General features: G+C 60.4%; 15 protein-coding genes. 12 read left to right on the top strand and 3 right to left on the bottom strand.

Features of this window, described 5'->3' with window-relative positions; translation table 11 throughout:
- Nucleotides 1-3: 3 nt before the first annotated feature.
- Complete coding sequence (locus AC2FLZ_RS09820; RefSeq protein WP_480516272.1) at nt 4-294, bottom strand: DUF1330 domain-containing protein; 291 nt, start codon at nt 292-294, stop codon at nt 4-6.
- 370 nt (nt 295-664) lie between these two features.
- On the bottom strand, nt 665-889 hold the full coding sequence (locus tag AC2FLZ_RS09815; RefSeq protein ID WP_480516274.1) for a DUF1127 domain-containing protein: 225 nt from the start codon (nt 887-889) through the stop codon (nt 665-667).
- Nucleotides 890-1815: 926 nt separating this feature from the next.
- Between AC2FLZ_RS09815 and mraZ the strand changes: the two genes are divergently transcribed.
- The 9 genes from mraZ to AC2FLZ_RS09770 all read left to right on the top strand — a co-directional run bounded on the left by mraZ (nt 1816) and on the right by AC2FLZ_RS09770 (nt 11492).
- A complete protein-coding gene (mraZ, locus tag AC2FLZ_RS09810; RefSeq protein WP_480475923.1) occupies nt 1816-2283 on the top strand; it encodes a division/cell wall cluster transcriptional repressor MraZ in 468 nt (155 codons plus the stop codon).
- A gap of 4 nt (nt 2284-2287) precedes the next feature.
- Nucleotides 2288-3280, top strand: a complete 993-nt coding sequence (gene rsmH, locus AC2FLZ_RS09805; protein ID WP_480604461.1) for a 16S rRNA (cytosine(1402)-N(4))-methyltransferase RsmH — start codon at nt 2288-2290, stop codon at nt 3278-3280.
- Entirely contained in the window at nt 3277-3645 is a 369-nt protein-coding gene (gene ftsL / locus AC2FLZ_RS09800; protein ID WP_209504535.1) for a cell division protein FtsL, read from the top strand. The genes rsmH and ftsL overlap by 4 nt, the downstream gene beginning before the upstream one ends.
- Nucleotides 3642-5429, top strand: a complete 1788-nt coding sequence (locus AC2FLZ_RS09795; protein ID WP_496882131.1) for a peptidoglycan D,D-transpeptidase FtsI family protein — start codon at nt 3642-3644, stop codon at nt 5427-5429. The genes ftsL and AC2FLZ_RS09795 overlap by 4 nt, the downstream gene beginning before the upstream one ends.
- A gap of 22 nt (nt 5430-5451) precedes the next feature.
- Nucleotides 5452-6951 (top strand): UDP-N-acetylmuramoyl-L-alanyl-D-glutamate--2,6-diaminopimelate ligase, encoded by a 1500-nt coding sequence (locus AC2FLZ_RS09790; protein WP_480604459.1) that lies wholly within the window; start codon nt 5452-5454, stop codon nt 6949-6951.
- Nucleotides 6948-8342 carry a UDP-N-acetylmuramoyl-tripeptide--D-alanyl-D-alanine ligase gene (locus AC2FLZ_RS09785; RefSeq protein ID WP_480516286.1) on the top strand — a complete coding sequence of 465 codons (1395 nt, stop codon included), beginning with the start codon at nt 6948-6950 and terminating at the stop codon, nt 8340-8342. Before AC2FLZ_RS09790 ends, AC2FLZ_RS09785 begins: the two co-directional genes overlap by 4 nt.
- Before the next feature lie 36 nt (nt 8343-8378).
- Complete coding sequence (mraY, locus tag AC2FLZ_RS09780; protein ID WP_480475931.1) at nt 8379-9461, top strand: phospho-N-acetylmuramoyl-pentapeptide-transferase; 1083 nt, start codon at nt 8379-8381, stop codon at nt 9459-9461.
- A gap of 149 nt (nt 9462-9610) precedes the next feature.
- Nucleotides 9611-11008, top strand: a complete 1398-nt coding sequence (murD, locus tag AC2FLZ_RS09775; RefSeq protein WP_480554075.1) for a UDP-N-acetylmuramoyl-L-alanine--D-glutamate ligase — start codon at nt 9611-9613, stop codon at nt 11006-11008.
- 109 nt (nt 11009-11117) lie between these two features.
- Nucleotides 11118-11492, top strand: a complete 375-nt coding sequence (locus AC2FLZ_RS09770) for a glycine zipper family protein (protein WP_480475937.1) — start codon at nt 11118-11120, stop codon at nt 11490-11492.
- A 23-nt stretch (nt 11493-11515) separates the two neighbouring features.
- Here the strand turns inward: AC2FLZ_RS09770 and AC2FLZ_RS09765 are convergent, their stop codons facing one another.
- A complete protein-coding gene (locus AC2FLZ_RS09765) occupies nt 11516-12697 on the bottom strand; it encodes a BaiN/RdsA family NAD(P)/FAD-dependent oxidoreductase (RefSeq protein WP_496882130.1) in 1182 nt (393 codons plus the stop codon).
- 839 nt (nt 12698-13536) lie between these two features.
- On the opposite strand from AC2FLZ_RS09765, the gene AC2FLZ_RS09760 reads away from it, so the two are divergent.
- From AC2FLZ_RS09760 to AC2FLZ_RS09750, 3 genes are read left to right on the top strand one after another with little or no spacing between them, the layout of a single operon-like run.
- Complete coding sequence (locus tag AC2FLZ_RS09760; protein WP_496809129.1) at nt 13537-15360, top strand: adenylate/guanylate cyclase domain-containing protein; 1824 nt, start codon at nt 13537-13539, stop codon at nt 15358-15360.
- A gap of 28 nt (nt 15361-15388) precedes the next feature.
- Nucleotides 15389-16546, top strand: a complete 1158-nt coding sequence (locus AC2FLZ_RS09755; protein ID WP_480604449.1) for a phosphatase PAP2 family protein — start codon at nt 15389-15391, stop codon at nt 16544-16546.
- Nucleotides 16547-16567: 21 nt separating this feature from the next.
- A complete protein-coding gene (locus AC2FLZ_RS09750; RefSeq protein WP_480516294.1) occupies nt 16568-18169 on the top strand; it encodes a S8 family serine peptidase in 1602 nt (533 codons plus the stop codon).
- Nucleotides 18170-18201 lie beyond the last annotated feature (32 nt).

The raw sequence follows: 18201 nt of genomic DNA, 5'->3' as shown, positions 1-18201 counted from the left end.
GCGTCATATCCCGTCGACCAGAACCAGATTGGTGGTTGCGGTGGCCTTTCGGATCTTCGCCAGTTCGATGTAATCCGGGTCGTCCTTCCAGGCGTTCGCCGCTGCAAGATCCGGAAACTCCATCAACACAATCCCGCCTTCTGGCCAATCGCCTTCGATCCGTTCGACCGGTTTGGATGAGACCGTCAGCAGGCGACCGCCGTGGCGGTCGAAGATCGGCATGAAACCTGCCAGATAGCCCTGGTACCCGTCGGGGTCGTGAATGTTGATCTGCGCAATGAAATAGGCGGCCATGGCGTCCTCCGCATCAGAAGTCAGGATGCAATCCTACACCAGTGTCTGAAAAACAAAAAACGGCGGTTCCCAGGGAGGAGGAGAGGGAACCGCCGTCTTGTCAACATCAGAGCAGGGAGGAGGAGAGCCCTGATGTATGCGAACCCGGGTTTGAACCCGGTATGAGGAAGACGCGGCGATGTCAGGGAGGAGGAAGACATCGCCGCGCGCTTTCAACATCAGAGCAGGGAGGAGGAAGCCCCGATGTATCCGTGTCCGGCAGGTTGAGGCCGGTATAAGGTGCGGCAACGTCAGGGAGGAGGAAGACGCTGCCGCTGATTACAGACCCTAAGGGAGGAGGAAGGGCCTGATCTCAGTATGCGTGTTGCGCCTATCGCGCGGATTGTTCGCTCGCTGCCTGCATGGCAACGCGGCGGATCATCGAGCGGTGCAGGCCAAGATCGGCCAGCTCGCGGTTCGACAGAGCGGACAGTTCATTGACGGTCTGGCGGTACAGGCGATAGCGTACGAACCGGGTCTTTGCGTTTTCCAAAACTGCGCCAAAACCAAACGCCGGTGCGTTCTTTACTGCTGTATGCGTGCTTGCGACTGCCATGCTCTTCATCCGTATCTTTTTGTCTTGCCGGTATCGTCCGGCCCTTGCTTGAGACTGAAGATAGGCAAATGCTGCAATTGCACAATAGGTCACGACATCAATGCTGCTATGCAGCAAATGCATAGATTGGCTCAGTTTTTTCTTCCTGCCGCGATGCGCCTTGAAAATATGGGGTCGACCCTAGGTCAGCTTTTGCGACGACATCTGGCTCTTCACGGCGGCCTGCCTTTGAATTGAGCGCGCTCGGCGGGAAAATGGGCAAAACATATCCGTTCTGATGTTGACAAGGCATGGGTAAATCGCTCGTGGGAAATCATGGGGCGATGTGGTCGCGTGGGGGAGATTGCCGGAAAGCGATCCGAAATTCTGAACGATTCGAAGGGCTGATTGTGCATTTGGGGCTAATATTTCCAGTCCAAAAGAAAAGCAGGCAAATTTCTTGGGAAATCGCGGGAAAAAATTCGGCCGCAGAATTTTCTATATATAGGGGTGGGTTTTTCATCATCCACTAAAACTGGTGTCATGGGACTCGGATCCTTCAATGATATTCCGCTCTGGCCGTGTTCCTCATGACACGCTGCGCAAGTTTCCTATTGATTTCCATGAATTCCCATGTCATCCCTAATGCATCCGATGAGGACGAGGCAGCAGGGGCACCAAACGACCCCGACCAAAAATATTCAGGTTTCATACAGGCATCTCGCTTTCATCAACCAAGAGATCCGGCGCGCGGGCGAGCAGACATCCCCCCAGGTGGCGCGCGCAGCTGGACATCCCGCTTAGCGGGTCAATGCGGCGGGTTGATCAGTGGCAGCAGATCAACCCGCCGTTTTTCATCCGGGGGGGGGCCGTGAATTCAAGGTGGGGCGCAAGCGAAAGGGACAGTCGTCTTGGCGCGCAGGTTTAGAGGTGAGAGCCACCACAAGGTGGATACGAAGGGCAGGGTGTCGATCCCGGCCTCGTTTCGCCGTGTGCTTGAATCGTCCGATCCCAACTGGCAGCCCGGTGACAACCCTGAACTGGTGATTGTCTATGGCGACCACCGCCGCAAGTTCCTTGAATGTTATACCATGCAGGCGATTGACGAGGTTGATGCCAAGATCGATGCCTTGCCGCGTGGCTCGATGCAGCGGCGGATGTTGCAGCGCATGTTCCACGGTCAGTCCTTCCCGACCAACGTGGACGAAACCGGGCGTCTTGTGCTGCCCGCCAAGCTGCGCAGCAAGATCGGTCTGGAAGGAGAGGCGTTCTTTATTGCCGCAGGTGACACCTTTCAGATCTGGAAACCCGAGACCTACGAGGTCGAGGAACTGGCCAAGACCGAAGAATGGATGGATGATCTGCCTGACGATTTTGATCCGATGCAGTTCCTAGATGGCACCGGGGATGCGTAACGGCATGGCCGGCGCTGCGTCCTCATCAGAAAAACCACATATTCCCGTTCTGCTGCGCCCCTTGCTGGCTGCGGTTGCGCCGGTCACTGGCATCTGGCTGGACGGCACGTTTGGCGCGGGCGGCTACACGCGCGGGCTGTTGGAGGCCGGGGCGGACAAGGTTATCGGTGTAGACCGAGATCCGCTGGCCTTTGAAATGGCGGCAGATTGGGCGCAGGATTACGGCGACCGGCTGGTGATGCAGCCCGGCGTATTCTCGCGCATGGACGAATACGCGCAGGACCTGGACGGCGTTGTACTGGATCTTGGCGTGTCCTCGATGCAGCTGGATCAGGCCGAGCGCGGGTTTTCCTTCATGAAGGACGGTCCGCTGGATATGCGGATGAGCCAGCAAGGCGAAAGCGCCGCCGATCTGGTAAACACCGCGACCGAGGCGCAACTGGCCGATATCCTGTTCCACTATGGCGAAGAACGCGCCAGCCGCCGGATTGCCAAGGCGATTGTCAGGGCACGAACCGAGGCGCCGATCACAACAACCCTGCGACTGGCCGAGATTGTCGAATCCTGCCTGCCGCGTCCGAAACCGGGGCAATCGCATCCCGCAACGCGCAGTTTTCAGGGCCTGCGGATCGCGGTGAATGCCGAATATGAAGAGCTGTTTCAGGGCCTTATGGCTGCCGAACGTGCGCTGAAACCCGGTGGGCAGCTGGCCGTTGTCACCTTCCATTCCATCGAGGACCGGATGGTCAAACGGTTCTTTCAGTCGCGCGCGGGCAAGACAGGGCGTGCGAACCGCTATGCGCCCGAGATGGAACAGGACCAGCCGCAATTTACGCTGAAGACCCGCAAGGCGGTGGGGCCCGACGAACAGGAATTGCAGGAAAACCCGCGCGCGCGCTCGGCCAAGCTGCGTGTTGCGATCCGTACCGATGCTCCGGCGGGGGAAATTGAGGCCCGCGCCATTGGAGCGCCTCAACTGGGGGGAAGGGCAAGATGAAGAGTGTTTTGTATGTGTTGACTGCCCTGTCCGTGTTCGGATTGGCGCTTTGGGCCTATCAGGAGAATTATCGCACCCAACAGGTGGTGAAGGAAACGCAATCCCTGCAACGCGAGATCGGCATGGCGCAGGTGCGGCTGGCGGTCCTGAACGCCGAATGGGCCTATTTGAACCGCCCGGACCGGCTGCGAGAACTGGCAGACCTGAATTTTGAACGTCTTGGTCTGCTGCCTCTGCGGGCCGAACAGTTCGGGCGCGCCGACCAGATTGCCTTTGCCGAGGATCCTGACCTGCCCATCGTTGACCCGATTGAATTGCAGGCCATCACCGACATTCAGGCCTTGGGCGAGGTGCAGATCCCATGACGCGCACGCCCCTTCGCCCACTGGCCCGTATCCTTGACGCCCGCGCCCGGGGCGAAAACCCAAAGGCGATTGAGCGTGAAAACATCCGCAAGCGCCACGAAGACATGAAAGACCGCGCCCGCGCCCGCGCCGAAGGGCGTCTGCTGGTGCTGGGGTTGTTCTTCTTTTGCGCTTTCACGGTGGTTGGCGTCCGCATGGGTATGTTGGCAACGTCCGAGGCGCAGGAGCCGCTGGCCAATGCGCCGGGGGCTGCGATTGCCATGCAGCGCGCCAATATCGTCGACCGCGAAGGGCGCATTCTGGCAACCAATCTGGACACTTATTCCGTCTACGCGCAGCCACCGCTGATGATCGACCCGATTGCGGCAGCAGATCAGCTGGTCGCGATCTTCCCCGATCTGGATAAAGAGCGTCTGGTCAAGGACTTCACCGGCAACCGCAAGTTCCTGTGGATCAAGAAACGCATCTCGCCCGAACAGAAACAGGCCGTGCACGACATCGGTGATCCCGGCATCCTGTTAGGCCCGCGCGAAATGCGCCTCTATCCCAATGGCAAGCTGGCCGCGCACATCCTTGGCGGCTCCGGCTTTGGCCGCGAGGGCGTCAGCGCCGCCGAGGTGATCGGTGTGGCCGGGGTGGAAAAGCAGTTTGACGACTATCTGCGCGATCCCGCCAACGGCAACAAGCCGCTGCAACTGTCGCTGGACCTGACCATTCAGGCCGCGGTCGAACAGGTGCTCTATGGCGGTATGAAGATCATGAATGCCAAGGGTGCATCGGCGGTTCTGATGAATGCGCATACGGGCGAGGTTGTATCCGCCGCCTCGCTGCCCTCATTCGATCCCAATGATCGTCCGCGCCCGCCGACCTCGGGGTTTGATCCCTCAGACAGCCCGCTGTTCAACCGCTATGTGCAAGGCGTGTACGAACTGGGGTCGGTCTTCAAGATTTTCACCGCCGCGCAGGCGGTCGAGCTTGGGCTGGTAAACTCGAACACCATCATCGATACATCCGGCCCGATGAAGATCGGGCGCTTCCCGATTGGTGAATTTAACGGCAAGAATTACGGCAAGATCAGCGTGGCGGATGTGATCGTCCACAGCTCGAACCGTGGCACCGGGCGTCTGGCGTTGCAGATCGGTGCGCAGCGGCAGCAGGACTTTCTGAACGCGCTCGGCATGTTCGAACCGACTCCGTTCGAGATTGTCGAAGCCAAGGGTGGTGTGCCGCTGATGCCGAAGAAATGGGGCGAGCTGAGCACCGTGACCATCTCCTACGGCCATGGCCTGTCAACCAGCCCGATGCATCTGGCGGCGGGATATGCGGCGATTGCCAATGGCGGGCACTATGTCAGCCCGACCATCCTGCGCCAGAACGGCCCGCAATACGGCCCCCGCGTGATGTCGCAGGGAACCGCGCGTCAGGCGCAGAAAATGCTGCGCAAGGTGGTGACGGATGGCACTGCCAGCTTTGGCGAAGTGCAAGGGTATGACGTGGCTGGCAAGACCGGCACGGCAGACAAGCCCAAGCCACGCGGCGGGTATTACGAAGACAAGGTCATCGCCACTTTCGCAACGATCTTCCCGGCCTACGATCCGAAATATGTTCTGATCGTCACGCTGGATGAACCCTCGATCGTGGCATACGGCGAAAAACGCCGAACTGCAGGCTGGACAGCAGTGCCTGTAGCTGCCGAACTTATTGGTCGCGTGGCACCTCTGCTGGGCTTGCGTCCCCGGCTTGAGCCTGAGGCGGGCGCTGCTATAACGCTGACCTCAAACTAGGCTGTCCGGCAAGAGGTGGGTCATGGGCACAAGGTCAAAGAAACTCAGCCAACTGGCCCTGACCGCGCGAGGTGGGGTAAACCCCGAGATCACCGGGCTGGCCGTTGACAGCCGCGAGGTGAAAGACGGTTTCCTGTTTGCAGCCCTTCCCGGCACGCGGGTTCATGGTGGTTCGTTCATCCAATACGCCCTGCGCATGGGGGCCGCCGCCATCCTGACCGATGCCGAAGGGGCGAGAATCGCAGCAGCTGAACTTGCGGTGTCGGATGCGGCGCTGGTGGTTGTCGAAGACCCGCGTCAGGCGCTGGCCGGGGCCGCCGCCCTGTGGTTCGGCGCGATGCCGCAGACCATTGTCGCGGTCACCGGAACAAACGGAAAAACCTCGGTTGCCACCTTTGTGCGCCAGATCTGGACCGAACTGGGCCATGCCGCCGTCAACCTTGGGACAACCGGTGTCGAAGGGGCATGGACAGCACCGCTGGCCCATACTACGCCCGAGCCGATCACCCTGCATCGCTGTCTGGCGGAAGCCGCCGAAAACGGCGTGACCCATGCCGCGATGGAGGCCTCGTCCCACGGCCTCGAACAGCGCCGCCTGGATGGCGTGCACCTGACCGCTGCCGGGTTTTCGAACTTCACGCAGGACCATCTGGATTACCACGAGACTTTTGAAGCGTATTTCGCAGCAAAGGCCGGGTTGTTCGACCGGGTTCTGCCACAGGATGGCACCGCGGTTATCAATCTGAGCGATCCCAAGGGGTCTCGGGTCCGCCGGATCGCCGAGGCGCGCGGTCAATCGGTGCTGACCGTCGGGTTGGGCGACGCCGATCTGTGCCTGATCAACCAGCGGTTCGATGCCACCGGGCAGGACCTGCGATTTGCGTGGCAGGGCCGGACCTTCCAGACCCGCCTGAACCTGATCGGAGGGTTCCAGGCCGAAAACATCCTGCTGGCTTGCGGTCTGGTGATTGCTGCGGGCGACAGCCCCGAACGGGTTTTTGAAACACTGCCGCATCTGACCACCGTGCGCGGGCGTATGCAGCTGGCCGCAACCCGCGACAACGGCGCGACAGTTTTTGTGGATTACGCACACACCCCCGACGCCGTGGCCACCGCCCTCAAGGCGCTGCGTCCGCATGTGATGGGCCGCCTGATTGCCATTGTCGGCGCGGGCGGCGACCGCGATGCCACGAAACGCCCGCTGATGGGCAGGGCGGCCTCGAACTATGCGGATATGGTTTTCGTCACCGATGACAACCCGCGCAGCGAAGACCCCGCCGCCATCCGCGCCGCCGTCATGGCAGGTGCACTCGAGGCAGCGGGCGACGTCAGCGTGACCGAGGTCGGCGACCGCGCCGAAGCCATTCTGCGCGGCATCGATGCCCTGCAACCCGGCGACGCACTGCTGATTGCGGGCAAGGGCCACGAAACCGGGCAGGTCGTCGGCGATCAGGTACTGCCCTTTGATGATGTGGAACAGGCCAGCATTTCCGTCGCCGCGCTGGACGGGAGGGTCGCATGACGCTCTGGACAGCATCCGAGGCCGCTCAGGCAACGGGCGGGCGGGTCACGACCGATTGGACCGCTGACGGTGTCTCCATCGACACGCGAACCCTTCAACCCGGTGATCTGTTTGTTGCGCTGAAAGCGGCGCGGGACGGGCATGAATTCGTGGCCCAAGCGCTTGAGAAAGGCGCGGGCGCGGCTTTGGTCTCGCATATTCCCGACAACGTATCGCCAGACGCACCACTGCTGATCGTCGATGATGTTCAGGCGGGGCTCGAGGCTTTGGGGCAGGCGGCACGCGCCAGAACGAATGCGCGTGTGGTGGGGGTGACCGGCAGTGTCGGCAAGACATCGACCAAGGAAATGCTGGCCGTGATCCTCGAAACACAAGGCAAAACCCATGCCAGCGTGGCCAGTTACAACAACCACTGGGGCGTTCCGCTGACCCTTGCACGGATGCCGTGTAACACTGAATTCGCAGTGATCGAGATCGGAATGAACCATCCGGGCGAGATTGCCCCGCTGGCCCGGCAGGCCCGCCCGCATGTGGCGCTGGTTACAACCGTAGCGGCGGTGCATCTGGAAGCCTTCGAGTCCGTCGCTGGTATCGCCCATGAAAAAGCAGCGATCTTTGAAGGGCTCGAACCCGGTGGCGCGGCAATCGTCAATGCAGATATCGACCACGCAGACATCCTGCGCCAAACGGCGCTTGGGCAGGGGGCCGGAATCGTGGATTTCGGCCAAGGCGCAACGGATTACCGGCTGACCGACGTTCAGCAGGCGGCGAACACCGTGAAAGCCGAGGCAGCCGTTGGTGAACAGGTAATCCGATTTGAGGTGAACTCTGCCGGTACGCATTTCGCCATGAACGCGCTGGGGGCCTTGGCAGCCTGCGTTGAATTGGGTGTTGATCTCGATGACGCCGTCGCAGGTCTGCGCGCATGGTCCCCGGTCAAAGGGCGCGGCGTACGGGAAAGCATTCCTCTGCCCGGCGGCGGGCAGATCGAACTGCTGGATGACAGCTATAACGCCAACCCGACCTCGATGGAGGCCGCGCTGGATGTACTCGCTGCCTCACAAGGCAAACGCCGCATCGCCATTCTGGGCGACATGAAAGAGCTGGGCACACAGGAAGTGGCGATGCACGCCGCCATGGCCGATGCCGAAGCGATGGCACATGTCGATCAGGTGCATTGTATCGGCCCGTTGATGCGGGCACTGCACCACGCGCTGCCCCCTGCCAAACGCGGTCTCTGGTCCGAAACCAGCGCCGAGATGGCCGGACGGTTGCCGTCGCTGGTCAGGGACGGCGATACTGTTCTGGCCAAGGGCTCTCTCAGCATGGGATTGGCCTCGATTGTTGACGGTCTGCGCAAAATGGGGCAAGGGGGCGCGCTTGACGGGTGATCACGCCCATGCGCCTCGTGTGAGAAAGGTATTGTCATGCTGTACTGGTTGACCGCCCTGTCGGATGGCGGGGATTTCTGGAACCTCTTCCGGTATATCACCTTCCGCGCAGGCGGTGCCTTCATGACGGCACTGATCTTTGGGTTCATCTTCGGAAAGCCCCTGATCAACGTGCTGCGCAGAAAGCAGGGCAAGGGCCAGCCGATCCGCAATGATGGCCCCGAGGGGCATTTTTCCAAGGCAGGCACGCCAACAATGGGCGGGTTGCTGATTGTCGGTGCTCTTGTGACCTCGACCCTCGTCTGGGCACGTCTGGACAACCCTTACGTCTGGATGGTGCTTTTCGTGACCCTGTCTTATGCGGCCATCGGATTCGCGGATGACTATGCCAAGGTGTCGAAACAGAACACCAAGGGCGTTCCGGGGCGGATGCGCCTTGCCTTGGGCGTGATCATCGCGGTGCTGGCCGCGCTCTGGGCGACGTTGCACCACCCCGAAGCGTTGCAGAATCAACTGGCCGTGCCGGTGTTCAAGGACACGCTGGTCAATCTGGGTATCTTCTATATCCCGTTCTCGATTGTCGTGATCGTAGGGGCCGCCAACGCGGTTAACCTGACCGACGGTCTGGACGGTCTGGCCATCATGCCAGCGATGATCGCCGCCTCGACGCTGGGTGTGATCGCCTATGCCGTGGGCCGCGTCGACTTTACCGAATATCTCGACGTGCATTACGTGCCGGGCACGGGTGAGATCTTTATCTTCACCTCTGCGCTCTTTGGTGCGGGTCTGGGATTTCTGTGGTACAACGCCCCCCCGGCGGCGGTGTTCATGGGGGATACCGGATCGCTGGCACTGGGCGGCGCGCTGGGCGCTATTGCCGTGGCCACCAAGCACGAGCTGGTTCTGGCCGTCGTCGGCGGCCTGTTCGTGGTCGAGGCGCTGAGCGTGATCATTCAGGTTCTCTACTTCAAACGCACCGGCAAGCGGGTTTTCCTGATGGCCCCGATCCATCATCATTATGAGAAAAAGGGCTGGGCCGAGCCTACCATCGTCATCCGCTTCTGGATCATCTCGCTGATCCTGGCGATGATCGGTCTGGCAACGCTGAAGGTCCGGTAACGCTCCCGCCAGGTTCGAAGGGCCTGCGGCCCTCCTGCCACCTGTTGGGCCCGGCTCGCGCCGCAGCGCGAGCCTGACACGCCCCTTGTCATTGTGATTTTCTTCAGTGCAGTGTGGCCTCCAAATCCAAATCAAAGAAGGTGGGTAGAATGATCCCGGTCAAAGGCTTTTCAGGGCAGAAAGTTGCGGTTCTGGGATTGGGCCGGTCCGGCCTGGCAACCGCACGCGCCTTGCGCGCAGGCGGGGCGGAGCCGGTCTGCTGGGATGACAACCCGACAGCTCGCGCCATAGCCGAGGGCGAAGGATTCTCCTGTGCCGACCTGCGCAAACAGGGGGCGTTTGACACCATTGCCACGCTCATCGTTTCGCCGGGCATTCCGCATCTTTATCCCGAACCCAACCCCGTGGTTGCCGCAGCCTTGGACGCAGGCGTGCCTGTGGACAATGATATCGGGCTGTTCTTCCGCTCTTTTGCGGGGCCGGAATGGAGCAACTATGACACTCCACCACGGGTCATCGCGGTCACCGGCTCGAACGGGAAATCAACCACTGCTGCTCTGATCCATCACATCCTGACCGAGGCCGGGCGCGAGGCGCAGCTGGCCGGAAATATCGGGCGCGGTGTTCTGGATATCGATCCGGGTGGCGATGGTTCGGTCGTGGTGCTGGAACTTTCCAGCTATCAGACGGAACTGGCCCGTGCGCTGACCCCGGATGTGGCGGTGTTCACCAACCTTTCGCCAGATCATCTGGACCGCCACGGCGGCATGGGGGGATATTTCGCGGCCAAACGGCGCCTCTTTGCCGAAGGCGGCCCGGACCGCGCGATCGTCGGCATCGATGAAACCGAAGGCGCCTTTCTTGCTGGCCAACTGGCCGAAGGGCCAGCGGATGACCGCGTAATTCGTATCTCGGTAACGCGAAAGCTGACGGGGCCGGGATGGCAGGTCTTTGCGCGCAAGGGGTTTTTGTCGGAATACCGCAAGGGGCGGCAGGCCGGGTCCATCGACCTGCGCGCGATCAAGGGCCTTCCCGGTGCCCATAACCACCAGAACGCCTGCGCGGCGTATGCGGCCTGCCGGTCGCTGGGCCTTGCGCCACGCGTGATCGAAGACGCGCTGCACTCGTTCCCGGGCCTGCCCCACCGCAGCCAGATCATCGCCGAGGCCGACGGGGTTACCTATGTCAACGACTCCAAGGCGACCAATGTCGACAGCGCCCTGAAAGCGCTTATGGCGTTCAAAAAGATCCGATGGATCTGTGGCGGCCTTGAAAAGGAAGGCGGTGTCGCAGCCCTGAACGCAGCAGCGGATCAGGTGATCAAAGCCTATGTTATCGGTCGTGAGGCGGCGGGCTTTGCGATGCAACTGACGTCCGACGCACAGGTTTGTACCACGATGGAGGCGGCAGTGGCGCAGGCCATGGCGGATGCACAGGCGGGCGAGACCGTTCTGCTGGCCCCGGCAGCAGCAAGTTTCGATCAATATGACAATTTCGAACAGCGTGGCGACGATTTCACAGCGCAGGTGCAAAAACGGCTGGGCTAACACCGCACCTGCAACAGCCTGCCGGTACGTGTGGACATTTTTCAGTCAGATTGACACTTTGTTGGAATTGAGGTTGCGTCACCTTAAGTTCAATAAAGAGGAAGCGGAAATGTCTGCACGCAAAATTCTCTCCATCCTTCCCGTCGTTGCGCTGGCCGGGGCCTGTGCCAATAGCGGGGCGAATTATGTTCCTATCATCGACGGGCCTGTGGGGCCGAATTACCAGTCCGATCTGGCCAATTGTCAGGCGCTGGCGCGGTCCCGCCCGACGCTGGACAGCAACACCGCGGGCGCTGCCGCCATCGGCGCGGCTGGTGCGGCGGCAACCACGGCAATTATCGACAACAGCGCCAGCGATCTTGGCCGTGCGGCGGCGGCCGGTGCTCTGGTCGGTGTGGGTGCCAGCGCGATCAGCAACACCCAGAACCAGGAAGTGATCGTGCGCAACTGCATGCGCGGTCGCGGCTACAACGTCGTAGGTTAATGTCGCGCAAACGGAAGTGTAGGTTAATGTCTGTCGGCAATGGCAACACCTGCGGCATGGCCTGATGACCACGCCCATTGAAAGTTGTAGCCGCCAAGCCACCCGGTGACATCCACCGCTTCGCCAATCGCATAGAGGCCAGGGACATCCTTGGCCTCCATCGTTTTCGACGACAGATCATCGTTATCTATTCCGCCCAGTGTGACCTCGGCAGTGCGATACCCTTCGGTTCCCGACGGTACCAGCCGCCAGTCAGACAGGGCCGCGACCAGTTCAGACAGCTTCGCGTCCGACTGATCGGCCAGATTGCCGGACATCGGAATGACTTGGCTCAGATACTCGACCAGCCGGGACGGCAGATGCCGCGCCAGTTCCGTTGTCAGCGCCTTGCGCCCGGCGTTTTGCCGTTGCGCACGCAGCAGATCGAACAGGGGCAGTTCGGGGATCAGGTTCACGCCGATCTCCTCACCTTCGCGCCAATAAGAGGACAGCTGCAAAACGGACGGCCCGCTGAGGCCGCGATGGGTGAACAACAGCGCTTCGTCAAAACTTGTGCGTTTGTTGGAAAGCCGCACGGGCAGGGAAACACCGGACAGGTCCTTGAACCGGCCATCCGAAAAGGTGAATGGCACCAGCGCCGCGCGGGTGTCGGTCACCCGCAGGCCAAACTGCCGGGCAATGTCATAGGCCAGCCCGGTCGCGCCCATCTTGGGGATGGATTTGCCCCCCGTGGCCAATACCAGATTGGCACAGGTCAGATGCAGGCGCTGCCCCTCACGCTCGACCTCCAGCGCGAATCCGATGCCATCTTTGCGCAGATCACGCAGCGCGGTCTGCACCCACAGCTCGGCACCGGCGCGGCTCATCTCGTCCAGCAACATCTGGATGATCTGCTTTGAAGAGCCATCACAGAACAACTGCCCAAGCGTTTTCTCATGCCATTTGATGCCGTGCCGGTTCACCAGATCGACAAAATCCCACTGCGTGAACCGCGCCAGCGCGGATTTGCAGAAATGCGGGTTTTGCGACAGGAAGTTGTCCGGGCCTGCATACATATTGGTGAAATTGCACCGCCCTCCGCCCGAGATGCGGATTTTCTCGCCCGGCGCCTTGGCGTGGTCGATCACCAGCACCCGCCCACCGCAACGGGCCGCGCACATCATGCCTGCCGCTCCGGCGCCCAATATGATCGTATCGAACCTCATGCACCGCCCTTGGCGTGGATTTTCGGCGATGACAAGGGTGAAACCCGGCGCATCGGGCCTGAGGCAAAGGATTTAGTTGTCAGGTGAATGATTCCCGGAAATTCGGGGCTTGCGCGCGGTGACACCCTTGCGTGGGGTCCGATTTGGGCTGGTTGTCGGGATTTTGCGCGGGTGTTTCGGGGCTGGGCTGGAAGGGCGCAGATCGCAGAAAACCACGTTCGGGTCCGGTCAAAATGCGGCACCGTTCAGGTTGTGCAGGGCACCTGATCCCGCCACGTGTGGGGCCACCAAACAGAGTGGTGACTGGCTTGACCGGCAGAAACGGTGAGGGCCGGGCAACGTTCGGATACTTTTTGGAGAATCGATTTCCGGTACCTGTCAGCCGCTGTTGCGTCGTACTGTCCGCCCGGTTCAGCGGCAACAGGAAGGTCCAATGCCAAGGGCTTGACCGGGGTCAGCCCTCGCGCACTCCTAACGGGAAGTCTTGCCGCATCAGCCCGTCTTGCCCGCCAAGCACCAAGCGCCACAGATGCCGGGTAAATTGGCCAAATTGCACCGAAAAATACGTGCAAAAATAAAAATATGTCGACGGAAGTTCACTAAAACAATACAATAACCCTTATTATTTTGAACTTAACGCATTTTAGAAACCAAATCTCATCAGCGGGCCGATTAATGCCTCGTGATTTCCATTCAGGCCCGTGGCCCGTCCCGCGCAATGCAGCGCCATTCACACCCGTCGGCTGCATTTGCAATCACAACACGCCTCTGATGCGTGCCAGCCCGCCTGTTTTCGGGGTGGCACATTTCAACAAGTTAAAGAGTTCCGAGACACGATCATGGGTATTAATCTGAATTTGAACAATCCAAGCGACCTTCCCAAGGCGCGGCTCAGGGCGATCCTGTTCCTTGATGCATGTGATTACTCTGCCGCCGTCCGCGAGGCCGAGCTTGAAACGCTGGCCAGAATCCGCCGCGATCTGAACTGCGTCAGCGATCTGGTTAACAGCTTTCGGGGCCGGGTGACCGGCCTGACCGGTGACGGGCTATGCGCCGTCTTTCCAAGTGCGCGTGCCGCCGTCGAAACTGCGCTGGGGGTGCAGGATGTCCTGACCCATGCCCCCGACCGGTACGCCAAAGGGTATCGAATTGGGATACATCTGGGCGACACGTTCGAGGTTGACCAGCAGATCATCGGTGACGCCGTGAACACGGCAGCGCGCATCGAAAGCGTCGGGTCATCCGGCGAGGTTCTGGTCTCAAGCGTTGTGCGCAATGCGCTGCGCGGGCGGCAGGATTTCCTGTTCAACTCGATCGGGCGGCCCAATCTCAAGAATATCGGTGCCTCGCTCGAGCTGTTTAAAGTTGCACGCGCGACAATCGACGTCCCCTATGAGAAGGACGGAAAAGAACAGCCGGTTCCTGTTCCCGCCAACCCAACGGCTTTCCGGTCAGAACAGCTGTCGTTCACCTTACCGCGCCCGAATTTCGTGATCGGTCTGTTGTCTCCGGATGTAGGGGGTGGTTCCGAAACCGCGGCATTCGTGTCCAACATCGTTGCGGAACAGCTGTCCAAATCCCTTACCGAAACCGAAGCGCTTGAGGTTCAGGATTACCGGGTGCCGCAGATTGCGTTCCCGCAGGAACCTTTGTCGGCAGGGCCTGACCTGTTCCTGCAATGCCGCGCCTCGACCTGTGGCAGCATGTTGCAAGTGTCCGCCACAGCAATGCGGTCGGAAGACAGGAAAGTGATCTGGAGCCAGAATGTAGTGGCCGATCAAGGTGACTTTCTGGGTCAAAACTGCTCTGGGCTGACGTCGTTCATCAGTTATGCCACCGACGCCTTGCTGACGGCCTTGCTGAACGGGCGTCACATGCGCGACCCGGCCGCCCATCACGCGGCGAAAACCGCCGTTGCCGCCGTGCATCACCTGCTGACCATGACCGGGCCGGGGCTGGACCAGCTCGAGGCCGATATTCTGGCGGCTTACGAGCTTGATCCCAAGCCGGTCTATCTGGCGTGGCTGGCCTATGTCACGACCTTCAAGGTCGGCGAACGGTACGGTACCTGGGATGCCGCGCTGGAAGCGCAGGCGCGCGATCTGGCCCGCCGCGCGGTCGAGGCTGACCCGGATAACGGCACCGTTCTGGGCCTTGTCGCCCACGTGCACTCCTACGTGTTCCGAGAGTTTTCGGTGGCGCAGGATCTGGTCGACCGCGCGCTCGAGCTCAGCCCTTATCGGGCGATGAGCTGGGATTCAGCCGCCATGCTCTATTGCTACACGGATCGTCCGGCGCTGGCGGTTGAAGCCGCGCAGAAGGCGCGGCTTATCGGGCGGCACAGCCCATACCGGCACCTGTTCGACGGGGCCGGTTGCGTCGCCGCGCTGGTCAATGGCGAGTTCGAGAAATCCATCAGGTTCGGAGAATCCGTGATGGAGGTTCAGCCGCAGTTCAAAACCGTCATGCGCTATCTGGCTGCGGCTTACGGGCACGCAGGTGACCGGCAGCGAGGCGAGTTCGCCTTGCAGCGGTTGACCAGCCTGGAACCGGACATGTCGCTGGCCTGCATCCAGCAGGACCGGTTCCCGGTGCCAACACGGTTCAGCGCGCAACTGATGGAAAGCGGCCTGTCCAGGATCGGGTTGCCGCAATACGCTTGAAGTAGGGGTAAAAGTAGGGGGTTTACTTATGTCTTACGTGTCCACGCTCAACGGTTTCGGAATGATGGTCCGACGTGGTGAGCTGATCTCGTGCAAAGTGGTGAAACTGATGAACCTTGCCGGAACCGGTGGTCTCGGTGCCTCACCGGGGGACAATCGAAAGGCGTTGGACAATTTCATTTACGACGCGCAGAGGGAAAGCTTCATCGATTACCTCAATGCCATTCATGATCTGGATCCCGAGTTGCTGGATATTGAAAAACTGCGCGAGCTTACCGAGTTCATGCAGAACGAAGAATTCATCGACCCCTTCAGGTCTGACAGCCGTGTAAAAGGTGCGAAAGACGAAGAGATCGGGAAACGCTCTGCCCTCGGCGCGGCGTCTGTCGCGATGAGCGCATCTTCGGCATTCGCACTGAACCGAAACCGCAACAGAAACCGCAATCGTAACAGAAACCGGAACCGAAACAGAAATCGCAATCGTAACAGAAACCGCAGCGATTTTGACGTCGGCGGCAGCGATGCCTCCTTCGGCTGGCGCGAGATGCGCGATCTGTGCCGGATCGGTATGCTGCCCGCATCCGGATTGCTGGGCAAGGTCTGGGAAAATATCGATCTTCTGCCGCCACCGGGCCCTGACGAAAGCATGAAGGAAACTGAATACCTGCTGATCCTGCAAGGGCGGCTCAAGTGGTCAAATCAGGCAACACGGCGCGAGGAAATCGTGGCGCAGGCAGGCTTTGGCATCGATGAATATCTCAGTCCGCTGGGCATTGACGAGAAGGGCGGCTTTGATGCGACCCGCGCGCTGATGACGATCCTGCTGGAACTGACGAATGAAATCGGCCTGACCTACAAGAACCGCTTCAGCCGGCCCAGACCCAATATCATCCAGCCGCTGATCCGGCCCTTTCTTCCGGTGCCTTATCATGCGGCTTACCCCTCGAACCACTCCTACCAATCCTTCGCGATTGCCGAACTGTTCTCGCGTCTGATCCCCGAACATCCGGGCACTGTCGCTTTGTTCCACCGCGCCCAGCGGATTGCTGAAAACCGCGAATGGGCCGGTTTGCATTATCCAAGCGACACAGCTGCCGGGCGAAGTCTGGCCAGAAAAACCGTGGCTTACCTGACCGAGGTTCTGGACGAACTGATGGACGAAGCACAAGACGAATGGCTGGGCTGAGGATCAACGCGAGGTGACGAAATGACCGCAGGAAACGAAGACTACGCACGCTATTACTATCTCTGGCATCTGGTCGCGATCAAAGCCTTGACCGTCAAGGCACCCCTACCCGCCGACGGAGAGACCTGCCCGGAAATCGATACCGCGACCTGGGATTTCACAGGTCCCGCTCTGGCCGAGGCGAAAATCGCCCTGATCGACATGGGCGTGGCCCCGCATCACCCGAACCTGAAATCGCCGGACACCGGACCGGTTCCGGCGGACAGGGTCATTCGGGACGACGCCCTTGATCTGGCCAGCCACCCGTTCGGCGTCAAATACATCGACCGGTCGACTGTTGCGGCAGGGGCCGAGCATATCGAAGAACAGGTGCAACATCTGTCGGGCATTCAGGACCCCTTGGGCATTCCGGGCCTGACCTCTCAGGAACGGCGGGTGATTGCCGGGCTGAGGTCGGGTTTTGGCGTCAAACGTTACATCGATGCCTATGACGATCGCTATGCCGGGCACGGCACCAGCTGTGCCGGGCTGGCCTGCGGAACCAGCTTTGCAGCCGATCAATTCGGCAATACCGGCAATATCGCGGCGTATTACGGGGTCGATCCCAAAAGCAGGATTATTCCGATCACGACGTCGATCTCGCCCAGCCCGGAAGAATTGATTGCGGCGTTTCTTTATGCCCTCCACAAAGGCGCGCATGTCATCCTGTTTCCGCGCGATGCCGCGAACCCTGCTCATTGGCCGGGATATAGATTTCGCCCTGCCACTGGCACCGAGCCGTTCTATCCGGGTCTGGACTCGCACGAAAAGACCCGCCTGCACGAGACGAGGCGCGACGAACCCGACGGCGACGCGCGCGACATCTCGATGGCATGGTCGGCGCTGGACAAGATCATCAAATGGGTCAGCACGAGAATCCCGGTGGTCTGTGCCGCTGGCAATGACGGTCGAAGCGAGTTGATTTATCCTGCCAGCTTGTCCGGTGATCCAACCAACGGGATCATCTCGGTGGGGGCCGTCAACTATAATGGCACCCGGTCCGGGTATTCGAACTACTCTGCTGATCTGACCGTTTCCGCCCCCTCGGATGACGGTGAGATATACAACCGCTATCAAATTCGTCTGGACCGTGATGCAGCCTCGGCCACTGACTTCCATCTGGAAAACCCGAAACATCACCTGAAACGCGACGGCAGTGGTGACGCGATCCCGATTGTCGATTTCGCATCTCAACGGTTGGTGACGTTGGATGTGCCGGGCCCGCGGGGCTATGTCGAAGGCAGCCTTGCCGCGGCTGTCGAAACCCGAAAAAAGGCTGTGGATGATCCTGCCGGGCTTTATACTGAATTCGGCGGAACTTCGGGGGCCTCGGCCCTCGTTGCAGGGGCGATCGCGATGATGCAGCGAAAGTCGCCCAATGTTCTCAATGGTGTGCAGATCAAAGCCATCTTCAAGAACCTCGAAACATCTGCAACGCGTTTCGACAACACCCACTGGTATTGGTCCTCTGCCGCAGGAACCCTGCAAGCTGACGCGATCAACGGTTACACGCCACCCCCCAGGGCCGAACTGTTCGGTGTGGCGGGGTTGCTGGATGTGCCGCTGCTGCTGACCAAAGTCTGACAGCCCGCCGCCTTCCGCCCGGTGGCCGTCGC

The organism is Ruegeria sp. YKSF131, assembly GCF_059612645.1.
Note: the sequence above shows the minus strand (reverse complement) of the source record. Positions and strands in the feature narration are given on the sequence as shown.